This is a genomic window from Providencia manganoxydans, assembly GCF_016618195.1.
In the GTDB taxonomy this organism is placed as follows: domain Bacteria; phylum Pseudomonadota; class Gammaproteobacteria; order Enterobacterales; family Enterobacteriaceae; genus Providencia; species Providencia manganoxydans.
This window is the reverse complement of sequence record NZ_CP067099.1, coordinates 3,642,552-3,667,360: the sequence shown is the minus strand read 5'-3', so window position 1 is coordinate 3,667,360 and position 24,809 is coordinate 3,642,552. Positions and strand designations below refer to the sequence as shown.

Here is a 24,809-nt window from a genome sequence, read left to right as displayed (position 1 = left end):
CTTAGTGAAACTCAGCCATACATGAAGCCGATTTTTAGGCGAGGCCCATCTCTCCAGCTGCGAATTTTTATTGCTGTTATTGTTGCAATAGCGCTGGTGGTGATTGACCATCGCTTTGAGCCTTTCAACAAAATCCGTAACTATTTAGATACGGCGGTTAGCCCATTTTACTTTTTGGCTAATGGCCCACGTCAATTTCTTGATAACATCTCTGAAAGCTTTTCCTCACGTGGACAACTTCAGTTTGAAAATAAAGCGCTGCGTCAGGAACTGCTATTAAAAAAGGCGGATAGCCTTTTATTGGAGCAATTAAAACAAGAAAATGCCCGTTTGCGTGAGCTACTTGGTTCTCCACTACGTCAAGACGAACATATGATGGTCACACAAGTGATCTCTGGTGCGAATACACCTTATCGTGACCAAGTGGTTATTGATAAAGGTGAAAATGCGAATGTTTATGAAGGGCAGCCTGTTATCAGTGATAAGGGGGTCGTAGGGCAAGTTGTTGGGGTGAGTCAATTCAATAGTCGTGTTCTACTGATTTGTGATACCACTCATGCACTACCAGTCCAAGTATTACGGAACGATATCCGAGTCATTGCTGCGGGTTCAGGATGTGCAGATGATCTACAACTTGAGCCCTTACCTGAAAATACCGATATCCGCGTCGGTGACGTTCTCGTGACTTCTGGCCTTGGTGGTCGTTTCCCTGAAGGTTATCCTGTGGCTGTGGTTTCAAGTGTTAAACATGATACACAGCGAGCTTATACCATAATCAGCGCAAGGCCGAGTGCAGAGCTACAGCGCTTACGCTATTTATTGCTGTTATGGGGAAATGAAAATGAAGCCATGACGCCGTTACAGCCTTCAGAGGTTTACCGTGCAGCAAACGAGCGCTTAATGAAAGTGCTCCCTCAAGTTTTACCAAATCCAAGTGAAATTCAGGGGCCGCCGCTACCACCATCAATGTCTCCAGCAGTGCAACCATAGGGAAGGTATAGTGGCTATGGTTAAGAGAGGACGCTAAATGGATGAGTATCGTGGCAATGGCCGCAGTATTATCTGGATTTCTTTTTTCATCGCATTGGTTTTACAGCTTATCCCGTGGCCGGAACAATTTGCTTTTTACCGGCCTTCTTGGTTACTGCTGATTTTGATTTACTGGGTGATGGCGCTGCCGCATCGAGTCAGTGTTGGTACCAGTTTTATCCTTGGCATTATTGTTGACTCTATTCAAGGCTCTGCTTTAGGTGTACACGCACTTTCATACAGTATCATTTGCTACCTAGTCTCTTATAAACACCAGTTATTGCGCAATATGGCACTTTGGCAGCAAGCTTTAATGATTGTTTTGCTGACTGTCATTCTTGATATGACCGTGTTTTGGGCCGAATTTGTATCATCTCAGGTATTATTTCATCCTCAAGTATTCTGGAATAGCCTCGTGAATGGTATTCTGTGGCCATGGCTATTTTTACTGTTACGGAAAATTCGCCGTAAGTTTTCAGTATGTTAAGTTTTTAGCAGCAATTCAATTACCTCTGGAACATCGTTTATGAGTTATATCTATTTGGCTTCAGGCTCTCCGAGAAGAAGAGAGCTTGTACAACTATTAGGACATGAATTTGCAATTTTACGTCCTGAAGTTGAGGAGCAATGGCAAGCAGGTGAAACACCCGAAGCTTATGTACAGCGTTTAGCGCGCGACAAATCGCAAGCGGGTGTTCAAATTGCACCAGAAGATCATCCCGTGGTTGGTGCCGACACTATCGTTGTTCTAAATAACCAAATCTTAGAAAAACCACGCAATGAGCAACATGCACAAGAAATGCTGTTAGCATTATCAGGTAAGACTCATCAAGTTATGACTTCTGTAGCAATCTCTGATCAAAAGCGAACATTAAACACCTTGATTGTGACAGATGTGACATTCCGCGAGTTATCATTAGACGAAATACATGATTATATAAAATCAGGTGAGCCTATGGATAAGGCAGGGGCATACGGTATTCAAGGAAAAGGCGGTTGTTACGTGAGGCGCATTAATGGCAGTTATCACGCTGTTGTTGGTCTACCGTTAGTCGAAACAGATGAATTAATACAAAGATTTTTAGCGTTAGGTGATGGTAAGGAGATGTCATGACCGCGGAGTTATTAGTAAATATTACACCATCGGAAACGCGCGTTGCTTATATTGATGGTGGGATCTTACAAGAGATCCATGTAGAGCGTGAAGCCAAAAGGGGAATTGTAGGGAATATCTACAAAGGTCGTGTGAGCCGCGTATTACCCGGTATGCAAGCGGCCTTTGTTGATATTGGCCTCGATAAAGCCGCCTTTTTGCATGCATCTGATATCATGCCGCATACTGAATGTATTGCGGGTGATGAGCAGAAAAACTTCCATGTGAGGGATATTGCTGAGCTGGTTAAACAAGGGCAAGACTTAATCGTCCAAGTGGTAAAAGACCCGCTAGGGACCAAAGGTGCGCGTTTAACCACAGATATTACATTACCTTCGCGTTATCTCGTATTTATGCCAGGCGCTTCTCATGTCGGGGTTTCTCAGCGTATTGAAAGTGAAACTGAACGTGAGCGCTTAAAAGAGTGTGTTGCCCAATATTGTGATGAAAATGGTGGCTTTATTATTCGCACTGCCGCAGAAGGGGTAGGAGATGATGAAGTTAGGCAAGACGCGGCTTTTTTAAAACGTTTATGGGCTAAAGTGATTGAGCGGAAAAAGCGCAATGTCACGCGAACTAAGATTTATGGCGAGTTAGCATTAGCTTATCGGATCATTCGTGATTTTGCAGGGGCGTCATTAGATAGAATTCGTGTGGATTCTCGACTAACCTATAAACAGTTACAAGAATTTATCGAAGAATATGTGCCAGAAATGACGGCTAAGCTTGAATTGTATCAAGGTAATCAGCCGATCTTCGATCTATTCGATGTTGAAAACGAAATTCAGCGAGCAATGGATCGAAAAGTTGAATTGAAATCAGGTGGTTATTTAATTATTGACCAAACTGAGGCCATGACAACCATTGATATTAATACAGGGGCCTTTGTTGGTCATCGTAATCTTGAAGAAACGATATTCAATACCAATATCGAAGCGACTCAAGCGATAGCCCGTCAGTTACGGTTAAGAAATTTAGGCGGGATCATTATTATTGATTTTATCGATATGAGTGATATTGAACATCGCCGCCGTGTTTTAGCCTCTTTAGAGCAAGCACTCAGTAAAGATAAAGTGAAAACGACCATTAATGGCTTTTCACAATTAGGTTTGGTTGAAATGACGCGCAAACGCACGCGTGAAAGCCTTGAACACGTACTTTGCGATGTGTGTCCGACCTGCCAAGGGCGCGGTACAGTGAAATCTGTTGAAACCGTGTGCTATGAGATTTTACGTGAAATTGTGCGAGTTCATCGCAGTATTGATGCCGATCGTTTCTTGGTGTATGCATCACAATCGGTGGTCGATATTCTCACTGGTGATGAATCTCATGCCCTAGCAGAAGTGGAAATTTTTGTTGGAAAACAAGTTAAAGTTCAGACTGAACCGCTATACAGTCAGGAACAATTTGATGTCGTCATGATGTAGTTTTTAGGTGAAGGAGAAACGGGTGAAGCGACTGCCACGAGTAGTATGGATGACGACGGCTATCGTGCTGCTGCTTTGTGCATTGCTGCTAACAGGGTTACGTTTTTTCTTACCGAACATTAATCATTATAGGCCAGACATCATTGCTTATATTGAAGAAAACAGTGATATCTCCTTACAAATTGGCGAAATTACAGGGGCTTGGCAGTCATTTGGGCCTGTATTGACCCTCAACAATGTCGTGGTTAACTACGCTGATGCAGATGCCAAAGCGAGCCAAATTGCGATTGAGCTGGACATATGGCGCTCGTTACTTTCACTAAAGTGGCGTTTTCGCGATATTACATTCTATCAGCTGGATGTTGATTATAAGATCCCGCTCAGCTTTGAAGGCAACGATCAACCTATCGATAGCGATAGTATAGAAGGTCTGTTTTTAAAGCAATTTAATCACTTCACCTTAAAAAATAGCCGCTTTACTTTTCTGACTCCATCAGAGCAAAAAACGACTCTACTCTTGCCTGAACTCACATGGTTGAATGAGCAAGAGCGTCATCGTGCCCAAGGTTTTGTTAGCTTAGAAACGATTAACAAACAGCACGGTTATTTACAGGTTAAAATCGATGTTCAAGACAAAAATGGAATTTTGAGTGATGGTACGGTTTATTTACAAGCCGATAATATTGATATGCAGCCATGGCTAAGTCGTTGGTTGCGTGAGAATACTGGGCTGCGCGACGCTAACTTTAGTTTGTCATCATGGGTTACGATTAAAAATAATCGTATCGATAGTGGATTGCTGCAATTGCGCCAAGGTGAAGCCAATTGGGGGCAAGCACCATTAGCGCAAAACCTACAAGTCAACGATTTGTTGATCCGCATGAGACGGCAAGGAGAAGGTTGGCTATTTAACATTCCTGAGTTGAACACCCTTAAGACCAATGAGTATATTTGGCCAAATGGCAGTGTTTCAGTGCTGTATCTCCCCTCATCGGCTAAGTATCACCAAAAAGATCATTGGCGGATACGTGCTCAGGATATTGAATTAGAACGATTAAGCGAGGTCTTACCGACATTTTCATTTGTGACCCCTGAAACGGTGCAAGACTGGCAACATCGCCAACCAAAAGGATTGCTGTCCGCTTTTTCGTTAGATATTACCCCTGATCAGCTCGACCATACCCAAATAGATATGGATTGGCAGGATGTCAGTTGGAAAAAATGGAAACAACTGCCTTCGGTCGATCATTTTACAGGAGTATTGGTTGGAAACATGCAGCGTGGGGTACTTGAGGCAAGTTTAGAAAATAGCGAAGTCGATTATCAACCTGAATTTAAAGCGCCTTTTCAGATTAGCCAAGCCGCAGGGCAAATACATTGGCTCAATGATGACAAACAATTCAAGTTGTGGAGTGATGGGCTGGATGTCCAAGCAACTTCATTATGGGCAAATGGTCAATTTAGTTTTTTAAAGTCGAAGCAAACTGATGAAGACGATCTGAGTATTTTAGCCGGGATCCGTGTCAGTGATGCAGGTGATGCATGGCGCTATTTTCCACAGCAATTGATGGGACAAGATCTGGCTGATTATTTGTCGAAAGCGGTTATCGCAGGGCAGGTAAATGATGCGACCTTAACCTTCAAAGGCAATCCTCAAAATTTTCCGTTTTATCGAAATGATGGACAATTCCAAGTCTTTGTTCCTCTTAGAAAAGCCACGTTTGAGTATGATGAAGGCTGGCCTGCGTTGCTTAACTTAGACATCGATTTAGATTTTCAACGTAATGGTTTAGCCATGCGCGCAGACAGCGTTAAGTTAGGTGATGCTACCGCGACAAACTTAACGGCAGACATTCCTAATTATCTGCATGAAATGTTATTTATTAACGCCGATATTGCAGGCACAGGGGCTCAAATTCAGCATTATTTCACCTCGACACCCATGAAGCATTCTATTGGCGACACGCTAGATGAACTGCAAATAGGCGGTGGAATAACAGGTGATCTGTCATTGGCCATTCCGTTGTCTCAAGGTCAAGATGTTGTGGCAAAAGGCCATGTTCACTTGAATAAAAATGATTTATTTATTAAATCAATTGATAGCAAATTAACTGCGCTTAGTGGTAGTTTTCAGTTTAATAACGGTGATTTGAGCAGCGATAAATTGCAAGGTCATTGGTTTGGTCAGCCTGTTGATATCAATTTTTCAACGGCGGACACTCCGAAAAACTACCAAGTGAATGTCGATTTAGCTGGCAATTGGGATGTGGCAAAAATCGCTCAATTACCTAATTCAATCAAGCAAAAACTTTCCGGAACCAGTGACTGGAAAAGTCATGTTGAAATCAAACTTCCTAATTCAGCCGCTGAGCCAATGGCTCTGACAGTCGAATTTACCGCAGGTTTAGACAAACTGAATAGTTTGTTGCCAGCTTTGGATGGTCATTTGCTGAAAGAATTAGCAACAATCACTGCGACGGCTCAAGGCTCAACAACCCACTTAACCATTGGTGGCGATATCGGGCAGCGTATTGGTTTCAATACTGAGTGGGATCTCAGTTCACCCAAACTACACTTAAATAAAGGTACTTTGGCTCAATGGAAAGGGAATGTACCAAAGCTTCCGAACTCATCAACGTTATTAGCTGATTTACCTGCTGTCACGAATAGTGGTTGGCTGCGATTTATCGATACTGTGTTTTCATCGGATCAGACTACTCAGCCAATCAATATTGGTTTACCTGAAACCGTAACGGTGAAGACACCATCCCTGTCTTTAGGTGGGCAAGCTTGGAAAGATGTTGATCTGTCCTTTAGTTTGTCAGCGGTAGATCAGTTAATAAAAGTGTCCAGCGAGAATTTAAAGGCGGAGTTACAAATTTACTCTCAGCAGCCTTGGGTGCTGAATATCGATTATCTGTATTACAACCCAAGCGCATTCCCAGGGCAAGAAACTAACAGTGATAATGATGGTGGTGCATTTAATTTTAGTCACTGGCCTGAAATGGAAATACGTTGCCGAGATTGTTGGGCCGCAGGGCAAAAATTAGGTGAAGTCAAAGCGCATTTGAAACCACAGGGAAATATTTTACAACTGACTGATGGAACGTTAATTAACAGCGCAACGCAGTTAAAATTGGCTGCGGTTTGGCAAAGTGGCTCGCAGAACCGTACGCAGGTAGCAGGTTCCTTGAGTGGTGAGCAATTCGATGAAACAGCCGCCTATTACGGTGTGTTAGTCCCTATTATCGATTCACCTTATACCCTCGATTTTGAGCTAAATTGGCAAGATGTGCCATGGTCGTTAGATATGGCCACATTGGATGGTAAATTGTCGGCTAAACTTGGCAAAGGGGCTATCGCTAAAATGGGCGGTGGGCGAGCAGGGCAGTTATTGCGCTTAGTCAGTTTTGACGCGTTGTTACGTAAGCTACAATTTGATTTTCGTGATACCTTTAGTAATGACTTTGACTTTGATTCAATTAAAGGTAATGCGGTGATCCAAAATGGTATCCTATCAACTAAAGATCTCTATATTGATGGCTTAGTTGCAGATATTGCATTAAATGGGCAAATTGACTTAGTGAAACGTCAAATCAATGGTGAAGCCATCGTTACCCCAGAAATATCTGCTACAGTTGGTGTGGCAACCGCGTTTGCGGTCAATCCAATTGCAGGTGCGGCAGTATTTGCTGCATCAAAAGTATTAGGTCCATTATGGAGTAAAATTTCTGTCATACGCTATCGTGTGTCAGGAAGTTTGGATGAACCAAAAATTGATGAAGTATTGCGTCAGCTAAAGGAGACTCAAGAGTAATGAAAAATGGCAATGTTGCACTTTTGCAGTTATGCAGTGGTAAAAATACTAAACATAATTTGGCACAGATTGAGCAGCAGATTAAACAGTTGCCAGATACTGTTGAGCTAGTATTAACACCAGAAAATGCATTGTTGTTTGCCGATGCAGCAACTTACCGTAAACAAGCCGAACAGGAAGGGCAGGGGCCGCTCCAAGAAGCGATTGCCAATATGGCAAAACGCTACAATGTTTGGATTTTAATTGGTTCTATGCCACTCATTAGCCGTGAAGATCCAGAGCGGATCACAAGTAGCAGTATTTTAATTGATTCCAAAGGAAATATTCAGGCGCGTTATGACAAAATTCATATGTTTGATGTGAATATTGAAGATGAGCAAGGCACATACAATGAATCCGTTATTTATCAGCGCGGCGAACATATTACTGTCGTGGATACGCCTGTAGGTCGCTTAGGCATGACCATTTGCTACGATTTACGCTTCCCAGGCCTATTCCAAGCATTGCGTGAGCAAGGCGCAGAAATTATCTCTGTACCGGCCGCATTTACCCGCTACACAGGACAGGCTCACTGGGAACCATTATTACGTGCCAGAGCGATTGAAAACCAATGCTTTGTATTAGCACCTGCTCAGGTCGGTGTCCATGGGACGCGTCGTACATGGGGGCACAGCCTCGCGGTGGATGGCTGGGGTAAAGTAATGAAAAAGAACGTTGATGCTGTTGCAGCAACGGTTTTAAATATTCAAACAGAAAGTCTGAATGGAATGCGTGAGCAGATCCGTGTGGTGAAACATAACCGCTTTAGACCACAACTGACTTCACTGATTAAAAAATAAACGACAACAAAGAGTAACCAATATGAGTTTAGCTTCTGTCAGCGACCATTTGCTGGCTGCCAATGGTCTTGACCATCAAAAACTGTACGATACACTCGGCCTGTTATCTGAGCGCAAGCTGGATTATGCCGATCTTTATTTCCAATCTAGCTACCATGAAGCATGGGTGTTGGAAGATCGCATCATCAAAGATGGCTCTTATAATATCGACCAAGGTGTTGGGGTCAGAGCCGTACACGGTGAAAAAACCGGTTTTGCCTATGCCGATCAGATTTCATTGATTGCATTACAGCAAAGTGCGACTGCGGCACGTAGTATTGTTGGTGAGCAAGGTAATGGTCAGTCACAAATTTTGACTGAAGTTGGCTATAAGAAGCTCTATTCAGAAGCGGATCCACTGCATAGTCTATCGCGAGAAGACAAAATTGCATTACTGCATCGTGTTGATCAAATTGCCAGAGCTGAAGATCCTCGTGTCATTGAAGTCAATGCCAGTTTAACTGGGGTATATGAGCAAGTGCTAGTAGCTGCGACGGATGGAACATTAGCTGCGGATATTCGCCCATTAGTTCGTATGTCAGTCAGTGTATTGGTTGAACATGATGGTAAACGTGAACGCGGTGCAAGTGGCGGCGGCGGTCGTTATGGCTATGAATATTTCCTTGAAGTTCATCAAGGTCAAGTGCTCGCGGAGCAGTATGCTAAAGAAGCTGTTCGTATGGCATTGGTTAATTTGTCTGCGATTGCCGCACCAGCAGGAATGATGCCTGTTGTATTGGGTGCTGGCTGGCCGGGTGTATTGCTGCATGAAGCAGTGGGTCATGGTTTAGAAGGTGATTTCAATCGTCGTGGCACCTCTGTTTTTTCCGGACAAATGGGTGAGCTGGTGGCTTCACCACTGTGTACTGTTGTGGATGATGGCACTATTGCTGGCCGTCGTGGCTCTTTAGCTATCGACGATGAAGGGGTACCGGGTCAATACAATGTATTGATTGAAAATGGGATCTTGAAAAATTATATACAGGATAAGCTAAATGCTCGTTTGATGGGACGGGCTCCAACAGGTAATGCACGTCGTGAATCTTATGCACACCTGCCTATGCCACGCATGACTAATACTTATATGTTAGCGGGGGATTCTACACCGGAAGATATTATTGCGAGTGTCGATAAAGGTATCTATGCGCCAAACTTTGGTGGCGGGCAAGTCGATATTACTTCTGGCAAGTTTGTTTTCTCAACCTCTGAAGCTTATCTGATTGAAAACGGTAAAATCACTTCACCAGTAAAAGGCGCTACCTTGATTGGTTCAGGTGTTGAAGCTATGCAGCAGATCTCAATGGTAGGTAATGATCTGACCCTCGATAAAGGGGTTGGTGTGTGTGGAAAAGAAGGACAAAGTGTACCCGTTGGTGTTGGACAGCCTACACTAAAACTGGATAAGATGACGGTTGGCGGCACGGCATAACCTATCCTCTAAATAATTTGAGATGCAGGTAGACACTGCATCTCGAAGTATGATGAATATTCGGATATAAACCAAAACCAAGGAAGGAGCTCGATGATGAATAAACGTGTGATTTCTCTGGTGTTGATGGCCATTTTGATTGTTCTGAGCCTGTATTTTAATACTGGAGAGCAGCAAGGGGCAAAGCAGGCAGACAAGCCTGTTACAACAACAGAGCAAACAATAGCAGTTCAAAATGCTCAAAAGATTGACGAGTTAACTAAACAAGCCAATGTAGTGAGTTATCTCCAAAAGCACCAACAGTTACCGAGTTTTTATATCACCAAAAAAGCGGCTCGTGATGCAGGCTGGAATCCTAAGCAGGGCAATCTCTGCGAAGCACTCCCCGGTAAAGCGATTGGTGGTGACCGATTCTCTAACCGTGAAAAACAATTACCTACAGCACCTAATCGTCAGTGGTATGAAGCTGATCTGAACTACAATTGCGGTCACCGAGGAGCCGATCGTTTGCTATACTCTTCAGATGGCATGATTTATGTCACCGCAGATCACTATAAAAGCTTCGAAAAGATCAATTAAGGTACTTGAATGAGTAGTCGTGTCGCCATCTTTAATTTTCAGCAAATAGACAGTATTGATGATTTTTATCGCCAATTTGAGCTGCAATTTTCATTGCCAGTTTGGTTTGGTAAAAATCTTGATGCGTTATGGGATATGGTGTCGGCAGGTATTGAATTACCTGTCGCCATTGTATTTACCCATATTACCGATGAACAAAAAGTCCAATTTGAAGATATTATTGCGATTATGCATGATGGCCATGATTTATGGGGCGATGATCTGCTGTTTGTCTGTGAAAACGCAGATGACAGCCCAAGTTGAGTGCTCAGCTTTTAGGTGAGCACGCGGCATTGATATTTTCAGGTCATGAACGCAGGGATCGCTGCCTTAAAAATATCAATCAGTTCAGGATCCATATAGCGATATTCATCTGGAATATCCAGTACATGTACTGGTTTGTGTTCTAATAATCGAAAAAAGTCGGCCGAGAGCCGGCTTTTATGTTTATGCTCCATAACGAAAATCACATCAGCCCAACGAATAAGATCTGCGGTTACTCTACGTTTTGCATTGCGGCTGGTGCCAGCAGAACGGACTGACCAATCAGCATGGTTGCGCCAGACTTGCTCAGCGGTTGGGCTACGCCACTGATTACGACTACATATAAAAAGAATATTCATTCAATATTTAGTATTTTATCCAAACTTTAGTAAACATTCGACGGGATATTGGAAAAGTAGAGGCGGAAAAGATAGCCATCGAAAGCCCCCTAAACCGCGATGGCATAGGGGAGTGTTAATTAAGCTGATTCAGATAACTCTTTCAGATATTGGAAGATCTGACGGAAGGCTTTTGGTGGTTTATTGGCTTCTCGCTCTTTTTTAGCGTTACGCACTAATACTCGCAATTGTTGCCTATCAGTATGTGGGAACAGAGCGACGACTTCTTCAATCACATCGTCACCATTTTCGACCAATCTAATACGTAGATCTTCTAGCTTATGTAAAATAACCACTTGTTGGTTATGGCGATTTTTTAGCTTATCTAATGCTTCAGTAATGGGTTCTACATCGCGGGCACGTAATAACTTACCAATATACTGTAACTGGCGACGGCGACCTTCACGTTTAATTTTTTGTGCCAGTTCAATTGATTCAAGTAGCTGACTATCAAGAGGAATACGTTCCAGCTCACTTTTACTCAATTCAACGAGCTCAGCGCCCAGTTTTTTAAGCACTTCTGCGTCGCGTTTAATTTCACTTTTACTGACCCAAATGATCTCATCATCGTCTTCTTCTTGCGGCGCTGGGACATCATCCAGCCAGTCTTCAGGCTGTTTGGCCATATCGATTTCCTTTTTACAGTACGTAGCACAGTAATTTACATGACCTGCTACGTTGTGGGTGTTAACATTGAATATATACTATTGTAACTGGGAAAAAGCCCTAATGACTACCCGACATTGTGTGTTGGTGTGAAAAAAGCCGCTTTTACCTTATTTAATTTGGATTGAGTACATGAATTTAACCGAACAAGTCAACGAACAACGCAAAAATTTGGAAGAGGCTGTTGCACAAGCGCTCTCATTTGCCAAAAATCGTTGTGATGCCGCTGAAGTTGCCGTGAATAAAAGCACTGGGATCAGTGTAAGCACTCGCCAAGGTGAGGTTGAAAATGTTGAATTTAACAGTGATGGCGCTCTCGGGATCACTGTCTACCATAATCAACGTAAAGGTAGTGCATCATCCACTGATTTAAGTCCAGAAGCAATTGAACGTACTGTACAGGCTGCGGTAGATATTGCTCGCTATACATCAGAAGATCCTTGCGCGGGCCCAGCAGAAAAATCTCTTCTCGCTTTTGAAGCACCTGATCTACAACTTTTTCAAGCCAGCAGTCTGACACCTGAACAAGCGATTAAATATGCCTCACAAGCTGAAATGGCAGCGCTTAACGTGGATCCACGGATTGTGAATACCGAAGGTGGAAGCTTTAACGGCCACTATGGCGTGCGCGTGTTCGGTAACTCACATGGCGTGTTACAGAGCTATTGTTCAAGCCGTTACTCGATGTCAAGCTGCGTGATTGCTGAAGAAAACGGCGAGATGGAGCGTGATTATGCATATACCATCGGCCGTAGCCTCGATGCGTTGAAATCCCCTGAGTGGGTCGGCCAAGAATGCGCTCGTCGCACCTTATCGCGTTTATCGCCGAGAAAACTGCCTACTATGAAAGCACCTGTCATTTTTGCCGCAGAAGTAGCGACAGGGCTTTTTGGACACTTAGTGGGGGCAATTAGCGGTAGCAGTATCTATCGTAAATCGTCTTTCTTATTAGATAGCTTAGGTAAACAAATTTTACCTGATTGGCTAACGATTAATGAGCAGCCTCACTTAATTGGTGGATTAGCCTCTTCTCCATTTGATAGTGAAGGTGTGCGTACCACAGAACGTAATATTATCGAAAATGGGGTATTACAAACGTGGCTGATGACCTCTTATTCAGCGAGAAAGCTCGGGCTACAAAGTACGGGTCACGCAGGTGGTATCCATAATTGGCGCATTGAAGGCCAAGGTTTATCATTTGATGCATTGCTAAAACAAATGGGAACAGGTCTCATAGTGACTGAGCTAATGGGGCAAGGAGTGAGTGGTATTACCGGTGATTATTCACGCGGAGCTTCAGGTTTTTGGGTAGAGAATGGCGTGATCCAATACCCTGTGAGTGAAATTACCATTGCGGGTAACCTGAAGGATATGTGGGCAAACATTGTGACAATTGCCGATGATATCGAAACTCGTAGCAATATTCAGTGTGGTTCGGTGCTATTGCCTGAAATGAGTATTGCAGGCGAGTAAGCGACTGAGCACTAAAAATACAAAAGGCACTCAACTGAGTGCCTTTTGTTGCTGACGAAGTGGGATAAAGTGTGTTTTTTCCCACTTTGCGTTGAAAACCAATGAGTTGATTTTCCTTGTTTATTTAAAATCAGCTATTTCAAATCAGCTTATTCACAACCGATGTTTACCGATATTAACGGTGAAACTCGCCTGCTGCCTCTGGTTGGTAAATAATCTCCAACACTCTTACACGCGTTTCAACACCGTTAGGCAATGCCCAGCTGATCTCATCATTCACATGTAGACCCAGTAACGCGGCACCGATTGGCGCCATGACTGAAAGCTGTTCAGCACTGTCTTTCAATGATGCTGGATAAACTAGCGTACGCGTGTGCTCTTCATTGCTGATCAGATCAAGGAAGCGAACAGTACTGTTCATTGTCACTACATCAGCAGGAATTTCTTGAGGGGACACAATGTCCGCACGATCAAGTTCATCATTCAGCGCTTCTGCAACAGGGGTATCTGCATAAGCAGGTTGTTCTAACAGAGCATCTAGGCGCTCTGCATCTAAATCATTAATGATAATTGTTGGCTTTGTCATACCACACTCCAATAGAAACGTACAAAGCAAACACCCCCCACCCATGTTAGGTAGGGGGTGCTGCTAATATATATTTACTCGTCATAATTCAAGTTGCACAAGCTGCGGCGTTGTTGACTGTGCTCATTCACACCAATCACATACTGATGTGCTTTTTGAGCAACTCATCACTGGTCGCTTAACGACACCTTATTTGGGGCGCTTAATTGCACTTTGAATTATTCAGAGTGTAAATTCGTTTGTATGAAATATTAGGCTCTTCATGCTTCAAAGGGAAGAGATCGGGATCACGATCTGTGAGCCGTTTTTTGTAAAACAATTGATATTTAGTTCACTACTCATTAGTTGATAATACTAACTTTCATCAAACCCACTTTCAAATAGGTTAATAATCGCGGATAAAGCCTGATGTTCATCAGGGCCGCTAACCTCAATATCAATCGTACTACCTTGTTCCGAGTCTAGCATTAACATGGCAATAACGCTATCCGCCTCGGCCTCAATGTTATTATTATTACGCAAAATTACCTTAGAGTTAAATTTTTTAACTAATTCATAAAGTAACATTGCCGGCCGGGCATGCATACCCAGCCGGTTTTTTAGGGTAATAGTGGCTGTTAGTGCCATTACTTACGCTTTTCTAATGTTCTGTGGCGGGACTGCACGTTTTTGCCCCTTGAGCGGAAATAATCAGCGAGTTGTTCAGCAACATAGACGGAGCGGTGTTTCCCCCCCGTACAACCAATCGCAACAGTGAGGTAGCTACGGTTATTGGTTTCGAGCATCGGCAGCCATAACTCTAGGTAACTGCGTGTTTGATAAATAAAGTTATGAACCTCTGTATGCCTATCGAGGAATGCCGCTACAGGGCGATCAAGACCGGTCATTGGGCGCAATTTCGGATCCCAATGTGGGTTCGGTAAAAAACGCACATCAAAGACATAGTCCGCATCAATAGGAATACCATGTTTAAAGCCAAATGATTCGAACACCATGGTCAGTTCACGCTCGCGTTTGCCCATTAAACGTGTTCTGAGCATTTCTGCTAATTCATGCACTGACATTTCAGATGTGTCTATCACGAGATCGGCACGTGAACGTAGTGGCTCTAGCAGCTCATTTTCTTCATCAATGGCACTTTCAAGTGACAGGTTTTTACTTGAAAGAGGGTGCAATCTGCGAGTATCGCTGTAACGGCGGATCAATGTATTGCGATCTGCGTCCAGAAACAGTAACTGAGGTGAAAAGCTAGAGGGTAACCGATCAAGCGCTTCCTCAAAGATCTCTGGGTTATCAGGCATATTACGCACATCAATGCTCACTGCTGCTGAAATATTACGATCTGCGAGTGAATTGGCCAGTTCTGGAAGCAGCACAACCGGCAGGTTATCTACACAATAGAAACCCATATCTTCCAGCGCACGTAAGGCAACGGATTTCCCCGAACCGGAACGGCCGCTGACAATCATCAGCACCATGAGCTAACTCCCTTTTATTTCTTGTCGGTGATCTTATGATCTCCGATAGTGAATCGATCTTTTGGTTACTTATTTATACATCACTGAGTATATATGAGTAAAATATCAAAAATTCATACACATGTAACCCAGTGATGATAAAGTATCTCAATTATACTCTAAATGATTCGAGGTGCAGCTAGGCGACAAGTGAACGAGTCGCCAGAAGCGTAGTAACTATGTGACTGGTGCGAGTGAACGTAGTCAACAACGCTGCAACTTGAAGCTTGACGAGTATATAACTTACTCGGTAATTATACTATACAGCTCAGCATCGCTTTGTGCAGATCTTAAGCGCTTACAGAATGATTTGTCCGCTAATTTTTTAGCAATTAAAGACAGTGTGTGTAAGTGCGTTTTACATTGATCTGCGGGTACTAACAAAGCAAATAGGAGATCTACAGGCTGATTATCTATTGCATCAAAGGCAATAGGCTCTTCTAGATGTAAAAAAACACCTACCGCTTGAGTGTGCTCTCCTTCTGCGAGTTTGCCGTGAGGAATTGCGATCCCCCCGCCAATGCCAGTAGTTCCAACTTTTTCTCTGGTGAGTAATGCTTCAAATACCGTGTTTTCCGGTAATCCCAACTCGGCGGCAGCCAGTTCACTGATAATCTCTAATGCCCTTTTTTTACTGGTGCAAACAAGATTATTACGTGTACAAGCAGGAGATAATACGGCGCTTAATTGGATTTCTATATCACTATTCATTTTATTGTTCGCTTAGGACTACAAAACCAGCTAGCAGTATACCACTAGCTGGTTTGACCATTTATTTGTGGCTTATCACGATACACGGTGATTGCCCCATATACTCGTCATACTTCAAGTTGCAAGGCTCTTCGTTGAGGTATAAGGGACTACGCTACGCTAGCCGAGTCACATAGTTCATCTATGCTCTCCGTCTATCTTCACTTGTCGCCTACCTGCTTCTTGAATTATTTAGAGTATAAATGTATTAATGTTGTCTCAGTTTTTCTTTGTGTTTGGTTAACTGGCGTGACAGTTTGTCTACCAGTTGGTCGATTGCAGCGTACATATCATTTTCTTCCGCTGACGCATGGAGTTCTGCACCATTAACCTGCACCGTTGCTTCAGCAATTTGCTGAACTTTTTCAACTTTCAACACGACTTGAATGCCGTTGATTCGATCAAATAATTGTTCCAATTTTCTGATCTTTTTCTCAACAGTTTCACGTAATGCAGGTGTGACTTCGATATTGTGTCCAGTAATCTGAAATTCCATACAATCTTCCTTATTTTATTCAATTAAACCAATTTTTTACGTTGGTTTGAGGGCGGAATAGATAACGATTCACGGTACTTAGCGACAGTTCGACGTGCAACCTGAATGCCCTGTTCGGCTAGCATGCTTGTCAATTTACTGTCACTCAATGGTTTTGCTGGGTTCTCAGCAGCAACCAGTTTTTTCACTAATGCACGTATTGCAGTTGAGGAGGCTTCTCCTCCTGTATCGGTACTCACGTGACTAGAGAAAAAATATTTCAACTCAAAAATTCCCCTAGGGCTATGGAGAAACTTTTGGGTTGTCACTCTTGATATGGTAGATTCATGCATATCCACTTGATAGGCGATATCAGCCAGTATCATGGGTTTCATGTATTCATCACCATATTCAAAGAATTCTTGTTGTTGCTCAACAATGCAACATGCTACCTTTAACAAGGTTTCATTGCGGCTTTCTAAGCTTTTAATCAACCATTTAGCATCTTGTAAATGACTACGAATATACTGCGAATCACTTTCACTTACTGAATCTTTTATCAAAGAAGCATAGTGATTATTTATACCTAATTTAGGAATGCTATCTGTATTTAATTCAACTTGCCAGTGTCCGTTGATTTTTTTCACCAGAACATCTGGAATGACATATTCAGACTCTCCGGTATTGATGGATTGCCCCGGTTTTGGGTTGAGAGTCAATATTAAATCTATGGCTATTTTTAGGGCATCTTCTTTTAATCGGGTCAGCTTACTGAGTTGGCGGAAATCACGATTGGCCAATAAATCGATGTGTTGGCTAATAATTGTTCGTGCTTCAGCTAAACCTTCAGTTTCTTTTGGATAAAGAGATAATTGAATAAGCAAACACTCTTTCAGATCTTGTGCAGCGACACCGAGAGGATCAAAGTGTTGGATACGTTTTAGTACCGCTATCACTTCTTCAAGGGTGATCTCCGAATTGTTAATCCCCTCATGTATATCGCTAATCGAGGTTGTTAAATAGCCTGAATCATCAATCGAATCAATGATTGCTGTAGCAATGGCACGATCTGTTTCGGTAAAAGGGGTTAATTCTGATTGCCAAACTAAATAGTCTTGCAGGGTCTGTGTGGTTTCCCCTTGGTAAACGGGTAGCTCGTCAAAGCTATAGTCGTTACTTGTGCCTGATGGCGTGCCAGCGGTATAAATTTCATCCCAATCAGCGTCAAGAGGCAGCTCATCTGGCATATCATTTTTTTCGAGTGCATCTTTAGTGTCGATTTCACTGCTATCGGAACTCGTTTCGAGGTTATCGAGAGATTCCAGTTCCGAAGCCGTTTCTTCTTGTTCTAGAAGTGGGTTAGTTTCTAGTGCAAGTTGTATCTCTTGTTGTAGCTCAAGCGTAGATAGTTGCAACAAACGGATCGCTTGCTGCAACTGAGGCGTCATTGCCAGTTGCTGACTGATTCTGAGCTGCAAACTTTGCTTCATGAATGATGTTTTCTCCACCTAACACGATAAATTATAGACGGAAGCCTTCCCCCAAATACACTCGTTTTACTTGCTCGTTTTCGAGGATCATTTCAGGCGTACCGTGAGCAATTAAGTGACCTTGGCTGACAATATACGCTCTTTCACAGACATCTAATGTTTCACGCACGTTATGATCTGTGATCAAAACACCTAAACCGTAATCACGTAAGTGTTGGATAATTTTTTTGATATCCAACACTGAAATAGGGTCAACACCAGCAAACGGCTCATCAAGTAAGATAAATTTGGGGTTTGCGGCGAGCGCGCGAGCTATTTCAACACGGCGACGCTCACCACCAGACAACGACTGACCAAGGCTATCACGCAAATGGGTAATGCTAAACTCTTCCATCAACTCTTCAGCACGTTCTTTACGTTGTTCTGAGTTTAAGTCATGACGAATTTCTAGCACGGCCATTAGGTTATCATAAACGCTGAGACGGCGGAAAATAGAGGCTTCTTGTGGAAGGTAGCCAATACCACGACGTGCACGTTCATGTAACGGTAGAAGGCTAATATCTTCCCCATCGATCGTAATTTTGCCTGCATCCCGCTGGACTATTCCGACCACCATATAAAAGGTGGTGGTTTTACCGGCGCCATTAGGGCCCAGTAGGCCGACAATTTCACCTGATTTCACCTCAAGGCTGACGTCTTCAACCACCTTGCGCTTTTTATATGCTTTTGCCAGATTCTCTGCGGTTAGTGTCGCCATAACGATTATTTACTCTTTCCGTTGTTTGCCGCTGGGCCTTTTTCTTGTAGCTGTGATGGCAATAATACTGTTGTCACACGTTTGCCTTTGTCACTAAACGCTTCCATTTGCTGGGTTGGGACAACATAGGTGATCTTATCACCTTTAATATTGCTATCTAACTGCTCAAGATAGGCATCACCCGTTAGTGTTAAAAGCTCTTTATCAACTTCATAGCGCGCTTTCAACGCGTGGCCTTTGATTGGTTTTCCATCGTCTTGTAACTGGTAAAAGGTCACTGGCGTACCAAAAGCCTCAATCGTAATTTTATCTGAGTTACTGCTTGGACGAGTGACGACGACTTTGTTAGCTCTAATATCTATTGAGCCTTGTTTTACCACCACATCATCTGTAAATGTGGTGACATTTTTTTCTAAATCAAGGGATTGCTTGACCGAATTAATGGTCATTGGTTGCTGCGTATCCGTTTTTAATGCGAAAGCAGGCACGCTAAGAGCAAGAATTGCGCTGGCAACAGCTCCTTGAATAAAACGTTTTTTATTTACTTGATTCATTTTTTTGCTCTTCTTTTTGCAGCACGTAATGAGTTTTTACATCTTCAATTAACTCTGCGGTTCTTGAACGTAGGTTACCGCGCATTTTTAAACCCGTCGAATTAAGACCTTGCCCGATGATAGTGACCTTATCATCCGATGAAACATCTTGAGTTATCAAGTTCACCATTGCATTTTGCGTTGAAATCCGTTGAAGTTGAGAATCGGGGCTTAAACTATCCACTTGAACATCGTTATAGAGATAAAGGATCCTATCATTCGTCAATTTGGCTTTTAGTGAACGTACGGTCCAAGTTGGTACACCAGCTTCGTTATAGGTTGTTAAAACAGGGTTAGTGAACCAAGTCACTTTATCTGCTGTATAATTATCAATTTTATCTGATACCAGCTTGTAGGCCAAATCGCCTACTGGATTATAGACGAATGTCACTGAATCATCGGTTTGATAATTAGGCTGAGCGTTGTCGAGCACGTTATTTACAGGTGCTTCAGTATCATTACCTGCTAGGTTCCAACCAATCAAACCAAGCACAATCAATGATAACAGGATGATTAACCACTTTTTAGCGTTACTCATGGATATATTCTTTTAATCAATAACCTTAAATCGATAAGCCTTTAGCTTCATCAAGTTTGCCTTGTGCCAGAAGGATCAGGTCGCAAAGCTCACGTACCGCGCCTTTACCACCACCAATATGCGTAATGTAATCCGCTTTGGGTAACAAGAGGGGATGCGCGTCTGCAACGGCAACAGAAAGTCCCACTTTTGCCATTACAGGCCAATCGATGAGGTCATCACCAATATAGGCGACTTCTTCTTCCGCTAACTGCAGTGTATCTAACAGTTGATGATACGCCAAAAGCTTATCGCTTTGACCTTGGTAAAGATATGTAATGCCTAGTGTTGCTGCACGATCTTCAAGCAATTTCGCTTTTCTGCCTGTAATAATCGCGACCTCAATGTCGGAGGTTAATAAACAGCGAATACCATAGCCATCACGTACATTAAAAGCTTTCAGTTCTTCACCGTTATTTCCCATATAAATCAGGCCATCAGACATAACACCGTCAACGTCACAAATTAATAATTTAATTTTGGCTGCTTTTTGTAAAACAGACTGAGCCACAAGACCGTAGCAGGTGTCCTGAAATTGAGGATCCATAATCATTCCTTTTTTTATACAACGCCAGCTTGGAGAAGATCATGCATATGTAATACGCCCACTAGCTTATTACCTTCGGCAACCATCAGTGAGGTTACATGCCTAGATTGCATTAAATTAAGTGCTTCTACCGCTAAAATATTGGGGGAGATTTTAATTCCACCACGGGTCATGACATCAGCGATTTTGGCATTATTTAGGTCAATACCCATATCAAAGATACGACGCAGATCACCATCAGTAAAAATACCAGCAATATTCATATCGTCATCACAAATTACGGTCATACCTAATTTTTTGCGAGTAATCTCAATTAAAGCTTCGCGTAACGTGGCTGTTTGAGGAATATGCGGAATATCATCGCCAACGTTCATTAAATCACGAACTAAAAGTAAAAGTTTGCGCCCTAGTGCGCCGCCTGGGTGGGAAAGCGCAAAATCTTCAGCGGTAAAGCCTCTGGCTTTCAACAGAGCGATCGCTAATGCATCACCCATCACGAGTGTTGCGGTTGTGCTTGTCGTTGGTGCAAGCCCTAGAGGGCAAGCTTCTTGTGGGACTTTTATACACAAATGTGCGTCTGCATACTTACCCATATTGCTATTTGGATTACTTGTCATGCAGATCAACGGCACTTTAATACGTTTTAATACAGGCAATAGGGCGAGGATCTCACCGGATTCACCTGAATTGGAAATGGCGAGAACGATATCTTTATTTGTGATCATACCTAAGTCGCCATGACTGGCTTCTCCTGGGTGAACAAAGAAAGAGGGGGTTCCTGTGCTTGCTAATGTTGCGGCTATTTTTCGCCCAATATGTCCCGATTTTCCCATACCCATAACAACAACTTTCCCTTGGCAGTCAAATATCAGCTGACATGCGTGAGTGAAATCATCGTTGATATATTGTTCTAAGTTTTTTAGGCCTTCACTTTCGATATGGAGGACATCTTTACCTACTTGCTGAAAATCGATGTTTGACATTTTCTGTTCCATGCGTAGCTTTTCAGTTAATCGGATTAGCGAGCGCGAATTGTATAACGAATACTTATTATCAGTAAGTGCTTTGTCGAATCAGTCAAAAATTAATTGTACTTTAATGAATAAAGGCCGTTGGATTAATATACTCATCACACTTCAAGTTGCAGGGCTTTTCGTTAAGCTATCAGAGACGGCATTCAGCCCGCCTAGTCACATAGTTCATCTATGCTTCCCATCTTGCCTACCTACACCATGAATTATTTAGAATATAAAAGCTTAATCAAGCGGAGGGGATCCGCACCATAAACTAAACTCAAAAAAAGAAAATTGAGTATTCTCAACTGGTAACAAATTTTTAAAGTCTAAGAGCTGTCTGCTTCTATTGTGTAAAAATAATGGTTAACTGTCATTGATTCCCCTGCTATATGTATATATTAGTCATATAAATACACATTTTGAACACCAACGACACATTTAGCACGTTATAATGGTACTAATAAAATCAGGTGCGATATTAGACGATTTTCATTTTATCTTTAGGTAAAATCGCGTGTTTAGCGCTTCAAAAAGATAATATTTATGATGTGGTGAGCTATCAAACAAATGCAAGCACAGACAGACAACTTAATCGAAGTACGTGACATGTGTTTTACCCGCGGCAATAGGAAAATATTTGAAAATATTAACCTTTCTGTACCGCGCGGTAAAATAACCGCCATTATGGGGCCATCAGGGATTGGTAAAACCACCTTGTTGCGTCTTATTGGTGGACAGTTACGCCCAAACCAAGGGGAAATTTGGTTTGATGGTGATAATATCCCCAGCTTATCACGCTCAAAACTGTATCAGTCACGTAAAAAAATGAGCATGTTGTTTCAGTCAGGTGCTTTGTTTACTGATATGGATGTGTTCAATAACGTCGCGTTTCCGTTACGTGAACATACCAAATTGCCTGAATCACTGATCCATACGACCGTGATGATGAAACTCGAAGCTGTTGGGTTACGTGGCGCTGCCCGCTTAATGCCTTCTGAATTATCTGGTGGAATGGCAAGACGCGCTGCACTAGCGAGAGCGATAGCACTTGACCCTGATTTGATCATGTTTGATGAGCCATTTGTGGGGCAAGATCCCATCACAATGGGTGTTTTAGTTAAATTGATTGATGAGCTAAATCAGGCATTAGGTGTGACTTGTGTGGTGGTCTCTCACGATGTCCCTGAAGTGCTTAGTATTGCTGATAAAGCCTATATTGTGGCTCAACAGCACGTAATAGCAAAAGGAACAGGGGATGAATTACGCGATAACCAAGATCCCCGTGTTAGGCAGTTTTTAGATGGTATTGCTGACGGGCCGGTACCATTCCGTTTCCCCGCCAATGATTATCTGGCTGATTTATTAGGGTAAAATAACATGATAGTAGAGGCAATCGCTGCCTTCGGACGTCGGTGGATTGAAATTTTTGCAGCTTTTGGGCGTGCGGGCTATATGTTGCTGCGTTCACTCATTGGTAAGCCTGAATTCTCCAAACAATGGCCGTTGTTAATTAAACAGTTGTATGCAGTTGGCGTACAATCATTGTTGATTGTCGCAGTATCAGGGCTATTTATTGGGATGGTACTGGGGCTACAAGGCTATTTAGTATTAACCACATTTAGTGCCGAAGCGAGTCTTGGCATGATGGTGGCATTATCACTGCTACGTGAATTAGGCCCTGTAGTGACGGCATTATTGTTCGCTGGGCGAGCGGGATCAGCACTGACGGCCGAAATAGGCTTGATGAAAGCAACAGAACAAATTTCTAGCCTTGAAATGATGGCAGTTGACCCACTTCGACGGGTTATTGCCCCACGTTTCTGGGCTGGTTTTATTAGCATGCCATTGTTATCGCTAATATTTGTGGCAGTGGGGATCCTTGGCGGTGCATTGGTTGGCGTTGATTGGAAAGGGATTGATGAGGGCTTCTTTTGGTCTTCTATGCAATCTTCTATTGATTGGCGCATGGATATAGTGAACTGCTTTATCAAGAGCCTAGTGTTTGCATTTACGGTGACTTGGATTGCTTTGTTCAATGGTTATGATGCGATCCCAACATCGGAGGGGATTAGCCAAGCCACAACACGAACCGTGGTTCATGCTTCTTTATCGGTTCTAGGTCTAGATTTTGTACTTACCGCACTGATGTTTGGGAACTAAGTCATGCAAAGTAAAAAAAGTGAAATATGGGTTGGTTGTTTTATGTTGCTGGCAATTGCAGCAATTATTTTCCTATGCCTAAAAGTGGCTGATTTAAAATCGATTGGTAGCCAATCTACCTATCAAGTATCTGCCTCTTTTGAAAATATTGGTGGCTTGAAAGAAGGTTCTCCGGTGAAAGTCGGCGGGGTAGTGATTGGACGAATCGCGAGTATTACCTTGAATAAAGACAACTATGTTCCCGATGTGAAAATTGATTTGCTTAGTGAATATGACAATATTCCAGATTCAAGTTCGTTATCTATCCGTACATCTGGTTTATTAGGTGAGCAATACATAGCGATGAATATTGGTCCAGAAGGTGAAGAGCTAGGTATTGAAACGTTGAAAGATGGGGGCCGCATTGAGGACACTAAACCTGCGATGGTATTAGAAGATTTGATTGGGCAGTTCCTGTACAAGAGTGGCGATAGCCAAGGGGCTGCATCTGAGTCGGCTACAGCACCTGACGCGCCTGCTGCGCATTGATTCGACATTAACACGAATTTAGAAGGAAGAAATTATGTTTAAGCGCTTAATGATGATAGCAATGCTAGCGATTGCACCATTTGCAATGGCGATAGATCAAACCAATCCATATAAGCTAATGGATGAAGCTGCCGAGAAAACCTTTACCCGATTAAAGAATGAGCAGCCGCAAATTCGTAAAGATCCTAATTATCTAAGAACGATTGTTCGTGAAGAATTGCTGCCATATGTGCAAATTAAATATGCAGGAGCTTTGGTCTTAGGTACATATTACAAGAGCGCGACACCTGCACAGCGTGATGCTTACTTCACCGCTTTTGAAGCCTACCTTGAACAAGTTTATGGCCAAGCCCTTGCGATGTATCATGGTCAAACTTATCAAATCGCACCGGAGCAGCCGATTGGTGATAAAAACATCGTTGCTATCCGTGTCACTATTCTTGATCCTAACGGTCGTCCACCAGTACGCCTTGATTTCCAATGGCGTAAAAATAGCAAAACAGGTCACTGGCAGGCTTATGACATGATCGCTGAAGGCGTTAGCATGATCACGACTAAACAAAACGAGTGGGGTGATATTCTACGGAAGCAGGGCATTGATGGCTTAACAAAACAGCTAGAAATAAATGCTAAAGCCCCAATCACACTGGAAGAGAATTAA

General features: G+C 42.8%; 27 protein-coding genes. 14 read left to right on the top strand and 13 right to left on the bottom strand.

The window, feature by feature from the left end; translation table 11 throughout:
• Positions 1–21: 21 nt before the first annotated feature.
• From mreC to JI723_RS16635, 9 genes are all read left to right on the top strand, one after another.
• The gene (gene mreC, locus JI723_RS16675) at positions 22–990 is read left to right on the top strand and encodes a rod shape-determining protein MreC (protein ID WP_070928962.1); all 969 of its coding nucleotides are present in this window, start codon (positions 22–24) and stop codon (positions 988–990) included.
• A gap of 37 nt (positions 991–1,027) precedes the next feature.
• On the top strand, positions 1,028–1,516 hold the full coding sequence (gene mreD, locus JI723_RS16670) for a rod shape-determining protein MreD (protein ID WP_070928961.1): 489 nt from the start codon (positions 1,028–1,030) through the stop codon (positions 1,514–1,516).
• A gap of 39 nt (positions 1,517–1,555) precedes the next feature.
• Positions 1,556–2,143 (top strand): Maf family protein, encoded by a 588-nt coding sequence (locus JI723_RS16665; protein WP_070928960.1) that lies wholly within the window; start codon positions 1,556–1,558, stop codon positions 2,141–2,143.
• The gene (gene rng, locus JI723_RS16660; RefSeq protein ID WP_070928959.1) at positions 2,140–3,609 is read left to right on the top strand and encodes a ribonuclease G; all 1,470 of its coding nucleotides are present in this window, start codon (positions 2,140–2,142) and stop codon (positions 3,607–3,609) included. Before JI723_RS16665 ends, rng begins: the two co-directional genes overlap by 4 nt.
• Before the next feature lie 22 nt (positions 3,610–3,631).
• Positions 3,632–7,426, top strand: coding sequence for an AsmA2 domain-containing protein YhdP (yhdP, locus tag JI723_RS16655; protein ID WP_337979569.1), 3,795 nt, complete (start codon positions 3,632–3,634; stop codon positions 7,424–7,426).
• A complete protein-coding gene (gene nit1, locus JI723_RS16650) occupies positions 7,426–8,265 on the top strand; it encodes a deaminated glutathione amidase (protein ID WP_070928957.1) in 840 nt (279 codons plus the stop codon). The genes yhdP and nit1 overlap by 1 nt, the downstream gene beginning before the upstream one ends.
• Before the next feature lie 22 nt (positions 8,266–8,287).
• The gene (tldD, locus tag JI723_RS16645) at positions 8,288–9,733 is read left to right on the top strand and encodes a metalloprotease TldD (RefSeq protein WP_272580718.1); all 1,446 of its coding nucleotides are present in this window, start codon (positions 8,288–8,290) and stop codon (positions 9,731–9,733) included.
• 96 nt (positions 9,734–9,829) lie between these two features.
• A complete protein-coding gene (locus tag JI723_RS16640; RefSeq protein WP_140180993.1) occupies positions 9,830–10,312 on the top strand; it encodes a ribonuclease domain-containing protein in 483 nt (160 codons plus the stop codon).
• Positions 10,313–10,321: 9 nt separating this feature from the next.
• The gene (locus JI723_RS16635) at positions 10,322–10,615 is read left to right on the top strand and encodes a barstar family protein (protein ID WP_070928954.1); all 294 of its coding nucleotides are present in this window, start codon (positions 10,322–10,324) and stop codon (positions 10,613–10,615) included.
• A gap of 38 nt (positions 10,616–10,653) precedes the next feature.
• On the opposite strand, the gene JI723_RS16630 is transcribed toward JI723_RS16635, so the two are convergent.
• Positions 10,654–10,974 (bottom strand): low molecular weight protein tyrosine phosphatase family protein, encoded by a 321-nt coding sequence (locus JI723_RS16630; RefSeq protein WP_337979568.1) that lies wholly within the window; start codon positions 10,972–10,974, stop codon positions 10,654–10,656.
• A 119-nt stretch (positions 10,975–11,093) separates the two neighbouring features.
• On the bottom strand, positions 11,094–11,639 hold the full coding sequence (gene yjgA / locus JI723_RS16625; RefSeq protein ID WP_140186508.1) for a ribosome biogenesis factor YjgA: 546 nt from the start codon (positions 11,637–11,639) through the stop codon (positions 11,094–11,096).
• A gap of 172 nt (positions 11,640–11,811) precedes the next feature.
• Between yjgA and pmbA the strand changes: the two genes are divergently transcribed.
• A complete protein-coding gene (gene pmbA / locus JI723_RS16620; RefSeq protein WP_337979567.1) occupies positions 11,812–13,152 on the top strand; it encodes a metalloprotease PmbA in 1,341 nt (446 codons plus the stop codon).
• A gap of 175 nt (positions 13,153–13,327) precedes the next feature.
• Here pmbA and rnk read toward each other — a convergent pair whose 3' ends face one another.
• The 11 genes from rnk to kdsD all read right to left on the bottom strand — a co-directional run bounded on the left by rnk (position 13,328) and on the right by kdsD (position 21,427).
• Positions 13,328–13,738, bottom strand: a complete 411-nt coding sequence (gene rnk / locus JI723_RS16615) for a nucleoside diphosphate kinase regulator (RefSeq protein WP_140180937.1) — start codon at positions 13,736–13,738, stop codon at positions 13,328–13,330.
• 354 nt (positions 13,739–14,092) lie between these two features.
• Entirely contained in the window at positions 14,093–14,365 is a 273-nt protein-coding gene (gene npr / locus JI723_RS16610) for a PTS phosphocarrier protein NPr (RefSeq protein ID WP_070928950.1), read from the bottom strand.
• Positions 14,365–15,216, bottom strand: coding sequence for an RNase adapter RapZ (rapZ, locus tag JI723_RS16605; protein WP_008912624.1), 852 nt, complete (start codon positions 15,214–15,216; stop codon positions 14,365–14,367). Before rapZ ends, npr begins: the two co-directional genes overlap by 1 nt.
• A gap of 282 nt (positions 15,217–15,498) precedes the next feature.
• Positions 15,499–15,966: a PTS IIA-like nitrogen regulatory protein PtsN gene (gene ptsN, locus JI723_RS16600; RefSeq protein WP_070928949.1), complete on the bottom strand. Its 468-nt coding sequence runs from the start codon at positions 15,964–15,966 to the stop codon at positions 15,499–15,501.
• A gap of 247 nt (positions 15,967–16,213) precedes the next feature.
• The gene (hpf, locus tag JI723_RS16595) at positions 16,214–16,501 is read right to left on the bottom strand and encodes a ribosome hibernation promoting factor (protein ID WP_070928948.1); all 288 of its coding nucleotides are present in this window, start codon (positions 16,499–16,501) and stop codon (positions 16,214–16,216) included.
• 23 nt (positions 16,502–16,524) lie between these two features.
• Positions 16,525–17,970, bottom strand: coding sequence for an RNA polymerase factor sigma-54 (rpoN, locus tag JI723_RS16590; protein ID WP_140180933.1), 1,446 nt, complete (start codon positions 17,968–17,970; stop codon positions 16,525–16,527).
• 31 nt (positions 17,971–18,001) lie between these two features.
• Positions 18,002–18,727: an LPS export ABC transporter ATP-binding protein gene (lptB, locus tag JI723_RS16585; RefSeq protein WP_070928946.1), complete on the bottom strand. Its 726-nt coding sequence runs from the start codon at positions 18,725–18,727 to the stop codon at positions 18,002–18,004.
• A gap of 5 nt (positions 18,728–18,732) precedes the next feature.
• Entirely contained in the window at positions 18,733–19,281 is a 549-nt protein-coding gene (lptA, locus tag JI723_RS16580; RefSeq protein WP_070928945.1) for a lipopolysaccharide ABC transporter substrate-binding protein LptA, read from the bottom strand.
• Positions 19,265–19,858, bottom strand: coding sequence for an LPS export ABC transporter periplasmic protein LptC (gene lptC, locus JI723_RS16575; protein WP_319067434.1), 594 nt, complete (start codon positions 19,856–19,858; stop codon positions 19,265–19,267). The genes lptA and lptC overlap by 17 nt, the downstream gene beginning before the upstream one ends.
• Positions 19,859–19,883: 25 nt before the next feature.
• On the bottom strand, positions 19,884–20,444 hold the full coding sequence (gene kdsC / locus JI723_RS16570; RefSeq protein ID WP_070928943.1) for a 3-deoxy-manno-octulosonate-8-phosphatase KdsC: 561 nt from the start codon (positions 20,442–20,444) through the stop codon (positions 19,884–19,886).
• 14 nt (positions 20,445–20,458) lie between these two features.
• Complete coding sequence (kdsD, locus tag JI723_RS16565) at positions 20,459–21,427, bottom strand: arabinose-5-phosphate isomerase KdsD (protein WP_070928942.1); 969 nt, start codon at positions 21,425–21,427, stop codon at positions 20,459–20,461.
• A gap of 600 nt (positions 21,428–22,027) precedes the next feature.
• Between kdsD and mlaF the strand changes: the two genes are divergently transcribed.
• From mlaF to mlaC, 4 genes are read left to right on the top strand one after another with little or no spacing between them, the layout of a single operon-like run.
• On the top strand, positions 22,028–22,831 hold the full coding sequence (gene mlaF / locus JI723_RS16560) for a phospholipid ABC transporter ATP-binding protein MlaF (RefSeq protein ID WP_070928941.1): 804 nt from the start codon (positions 22,028–22,030) through the stop codon (positions 22,829–22,831).
• A gap of 6 nt (positions 22,832–22,837) precedes the next feature.
• The gene (gene mlaE / locus JI723_RS16555; protein ID WP_140180931.1) at positions 22,838–23,620 is read left to right on the top strand and encodes a lipid asymmetry maintenance ABC transporter permease subunit MlaE; all 783 of its coding nucleotides are present in this window, start codon (positions 22,838–22,840) and stop codon (positions 23,618–23,620) included.
• A gap of 3 nt (positions 23,621–23,623) precedes the next feature.
• Positions 23,624–24,148, top strand: coding sequence for an outer membrane lipid asymmetry maintenance protein MlaD (gene mlaD, locus JI723_RS16550; RefSeq protein ID WP_140180929.1), 525 nt, complete (start codon positions 23,624–23,626; stop codon positions 24,146–24,148).
• Positions 24,149–24,182: 34 nt separating this feature from the next.
• A complete protein-coding gene (gene mlaC, locus JI723_RS16545) occupies positions 24,183–24,809 on the top strand; it encodes a phospholipid-binding protein MlaC (RefSeq protein WP_070928939.1) in 627 nt (208 codons plus the stop codon).

Coding starts and splice junctions, on each gene's coding strand:
- mreC (WP_070928962.1), top strand. CDS start 22: ATGAAGCCGATTTTTAGGCGAGGCCCATCTCTCCAGCTGCGAATTTTT.
- mreD (WP_070928961.1), top strand. CDS start 1,028: ATGGATGAGTATCGTGGCAATGGCCGCAGTATTATCTGGATTTCTTTT.
- JI723_RS16665 (WP_070928960.1), top strand. CDS start 1,556: ATGAGTTATATCTATTTGGCTTCAGGCTCTCCGAGAAGAAGAGAGCTT.
- rng (WP_070928959.1), top strand. CDS start 2,140: ATGACCGCGGAGTTATTAGTAAATATTACACCATCGGAAACGCGCGTT.
- nit1 (WP_070928957.1), top strand. CDS start 7,426: ATGAAAAATGGCAATGTTGCACTTTTGCAGTTATGCAGTGGTAAAAAT.
- tldD (WP_272580718.1), top strand. CDS start 8,288: ATGAGTTTAGCTTCTGTCAGCGACCATTTGCTGGCTGCCAATGGTCTT.
- JI723_RS16640 (WP_140180993.1), top strand. CDS start 9,830: ATGAATAAACGTGTGATTTCTCTGGTGTTGATGGCCATTTTGATTGTT.
- JI723_RS16635 (WP_070928954.1), top strand. CDS start 10,322: ATGAGTAGTCGTGTCGCCATCTTTAATTTTCAGCAAATAGACAGTATT.
- JI723_RS16630 (WP_337979568.1), bottom strand. CDS start 10,974: ATGAATATTCTTTTTATATGTAGTCGTAATCAGTGGCGTAGCCCAACC.
- yjgA (WP_140186508.1), bottom strand. CDS start 11,639: ATGGCCAAACAGCCTGAAGACTGGCTGGATGATGTCCCAGCGCCGCAA.
- pmbA (WP_337979567.1), top strand. CDS start 11,812: ATGAATTTAACCGAACAAGTCAACGAACAACGCAAAAATTTGGAAGAG.
- rnk (WP_140180937.1), bottom strand. CDS start 13,738: ATGACAAAGCCAACAATTATCATTAATGATTTAGATGCAGAGCGCCTA.
- npr (WP_070928950.1), bottom strand. CDS start 14,365: ATGGCACTAACAGCCACTATTACCCTAAAAAACCGGCTGGGTATGCAT.
- rapZ (WP_008912624.1), bottom strand. CDS start 15,216: ATGGTGCTGATGATTGTCAGCGGCCGTTCCGGTTCGGGGAAATCCGTT.
- ptsN (WP_070928949.1), bottom strand. CDS start 15,966: ATGAATAGTGATATAGAAATCCAATTAAGCGCCGTATTATCTCCTGCT.
- hpf (WP_070928948.1), bottom strand. CDS start 16,501: ATGGAATTTCAGATTACTGGACACAATATCGAAGTCACACCTGCATTA.
- rpoN (WP_140180933.1), bottom strand. CDS start 17,970: ATGAAGCAAAGTTTGCAGCTCAGAATCAGTCAGCAACTGGCAATGACG.
- lptB (WP_070928946.1), bottom strand. CDS start 18,727: ATGGCGACACTAACCGCAGAGAATCTGGCAAAAGCATATAAAAAGCGC.
- lptA (WP_070928945.1), bottom strand. CDS start 19,281: ATGAATCAAGTAAATAAAAAACGTTTTATTCAAGGAGCTGTTGCCAGC.
- lptC (WP_319067434.1), bottom strand. CDS start 19,858: ATGAGTAACGCTAAAAAGTGGTTAATCATCCTGTTATCATTGATTGTG.
- kdsC (WP_070928943.1), bottom strand. CDS start 20,444: ATGGATCCTCAATTTCAGGACACCTGCTACGGTCTTGTGGCTCAGTCT.
- kdsD (WP_070928942.1), bottom strand. CDS start 21,427: ATGTCAAACATCGATTTTCAGCAAGTAGGTAAAGATGTCCTCCATATC.
- mlaF (WP_070928941.1), top strand. CDS start 22,028: ATGCAAGCACAGACAGACAACTTAATCGAAGTACGTGACATGTGTTTT.
- mlaE (WP_140180931.1), top strand. CDS start 22,838: ATGATAGTAGAGGCAATCGCTGCCTTCGGACGTCGGTGGATTGAAATT.
- mlaD (WP_140180929.1), top strand. CDS start 23,624: ATGCAAAGTAAAAAAAGTGAAATATGGGTTGGTTGTTTTATGTTGCTG.
- mlaC (WP_070928939.1), top strand. CDS start 24,183: ATGTTTAAGCGCTTAATGATGATAGCAATGCTAGCGATTGCACCATTT.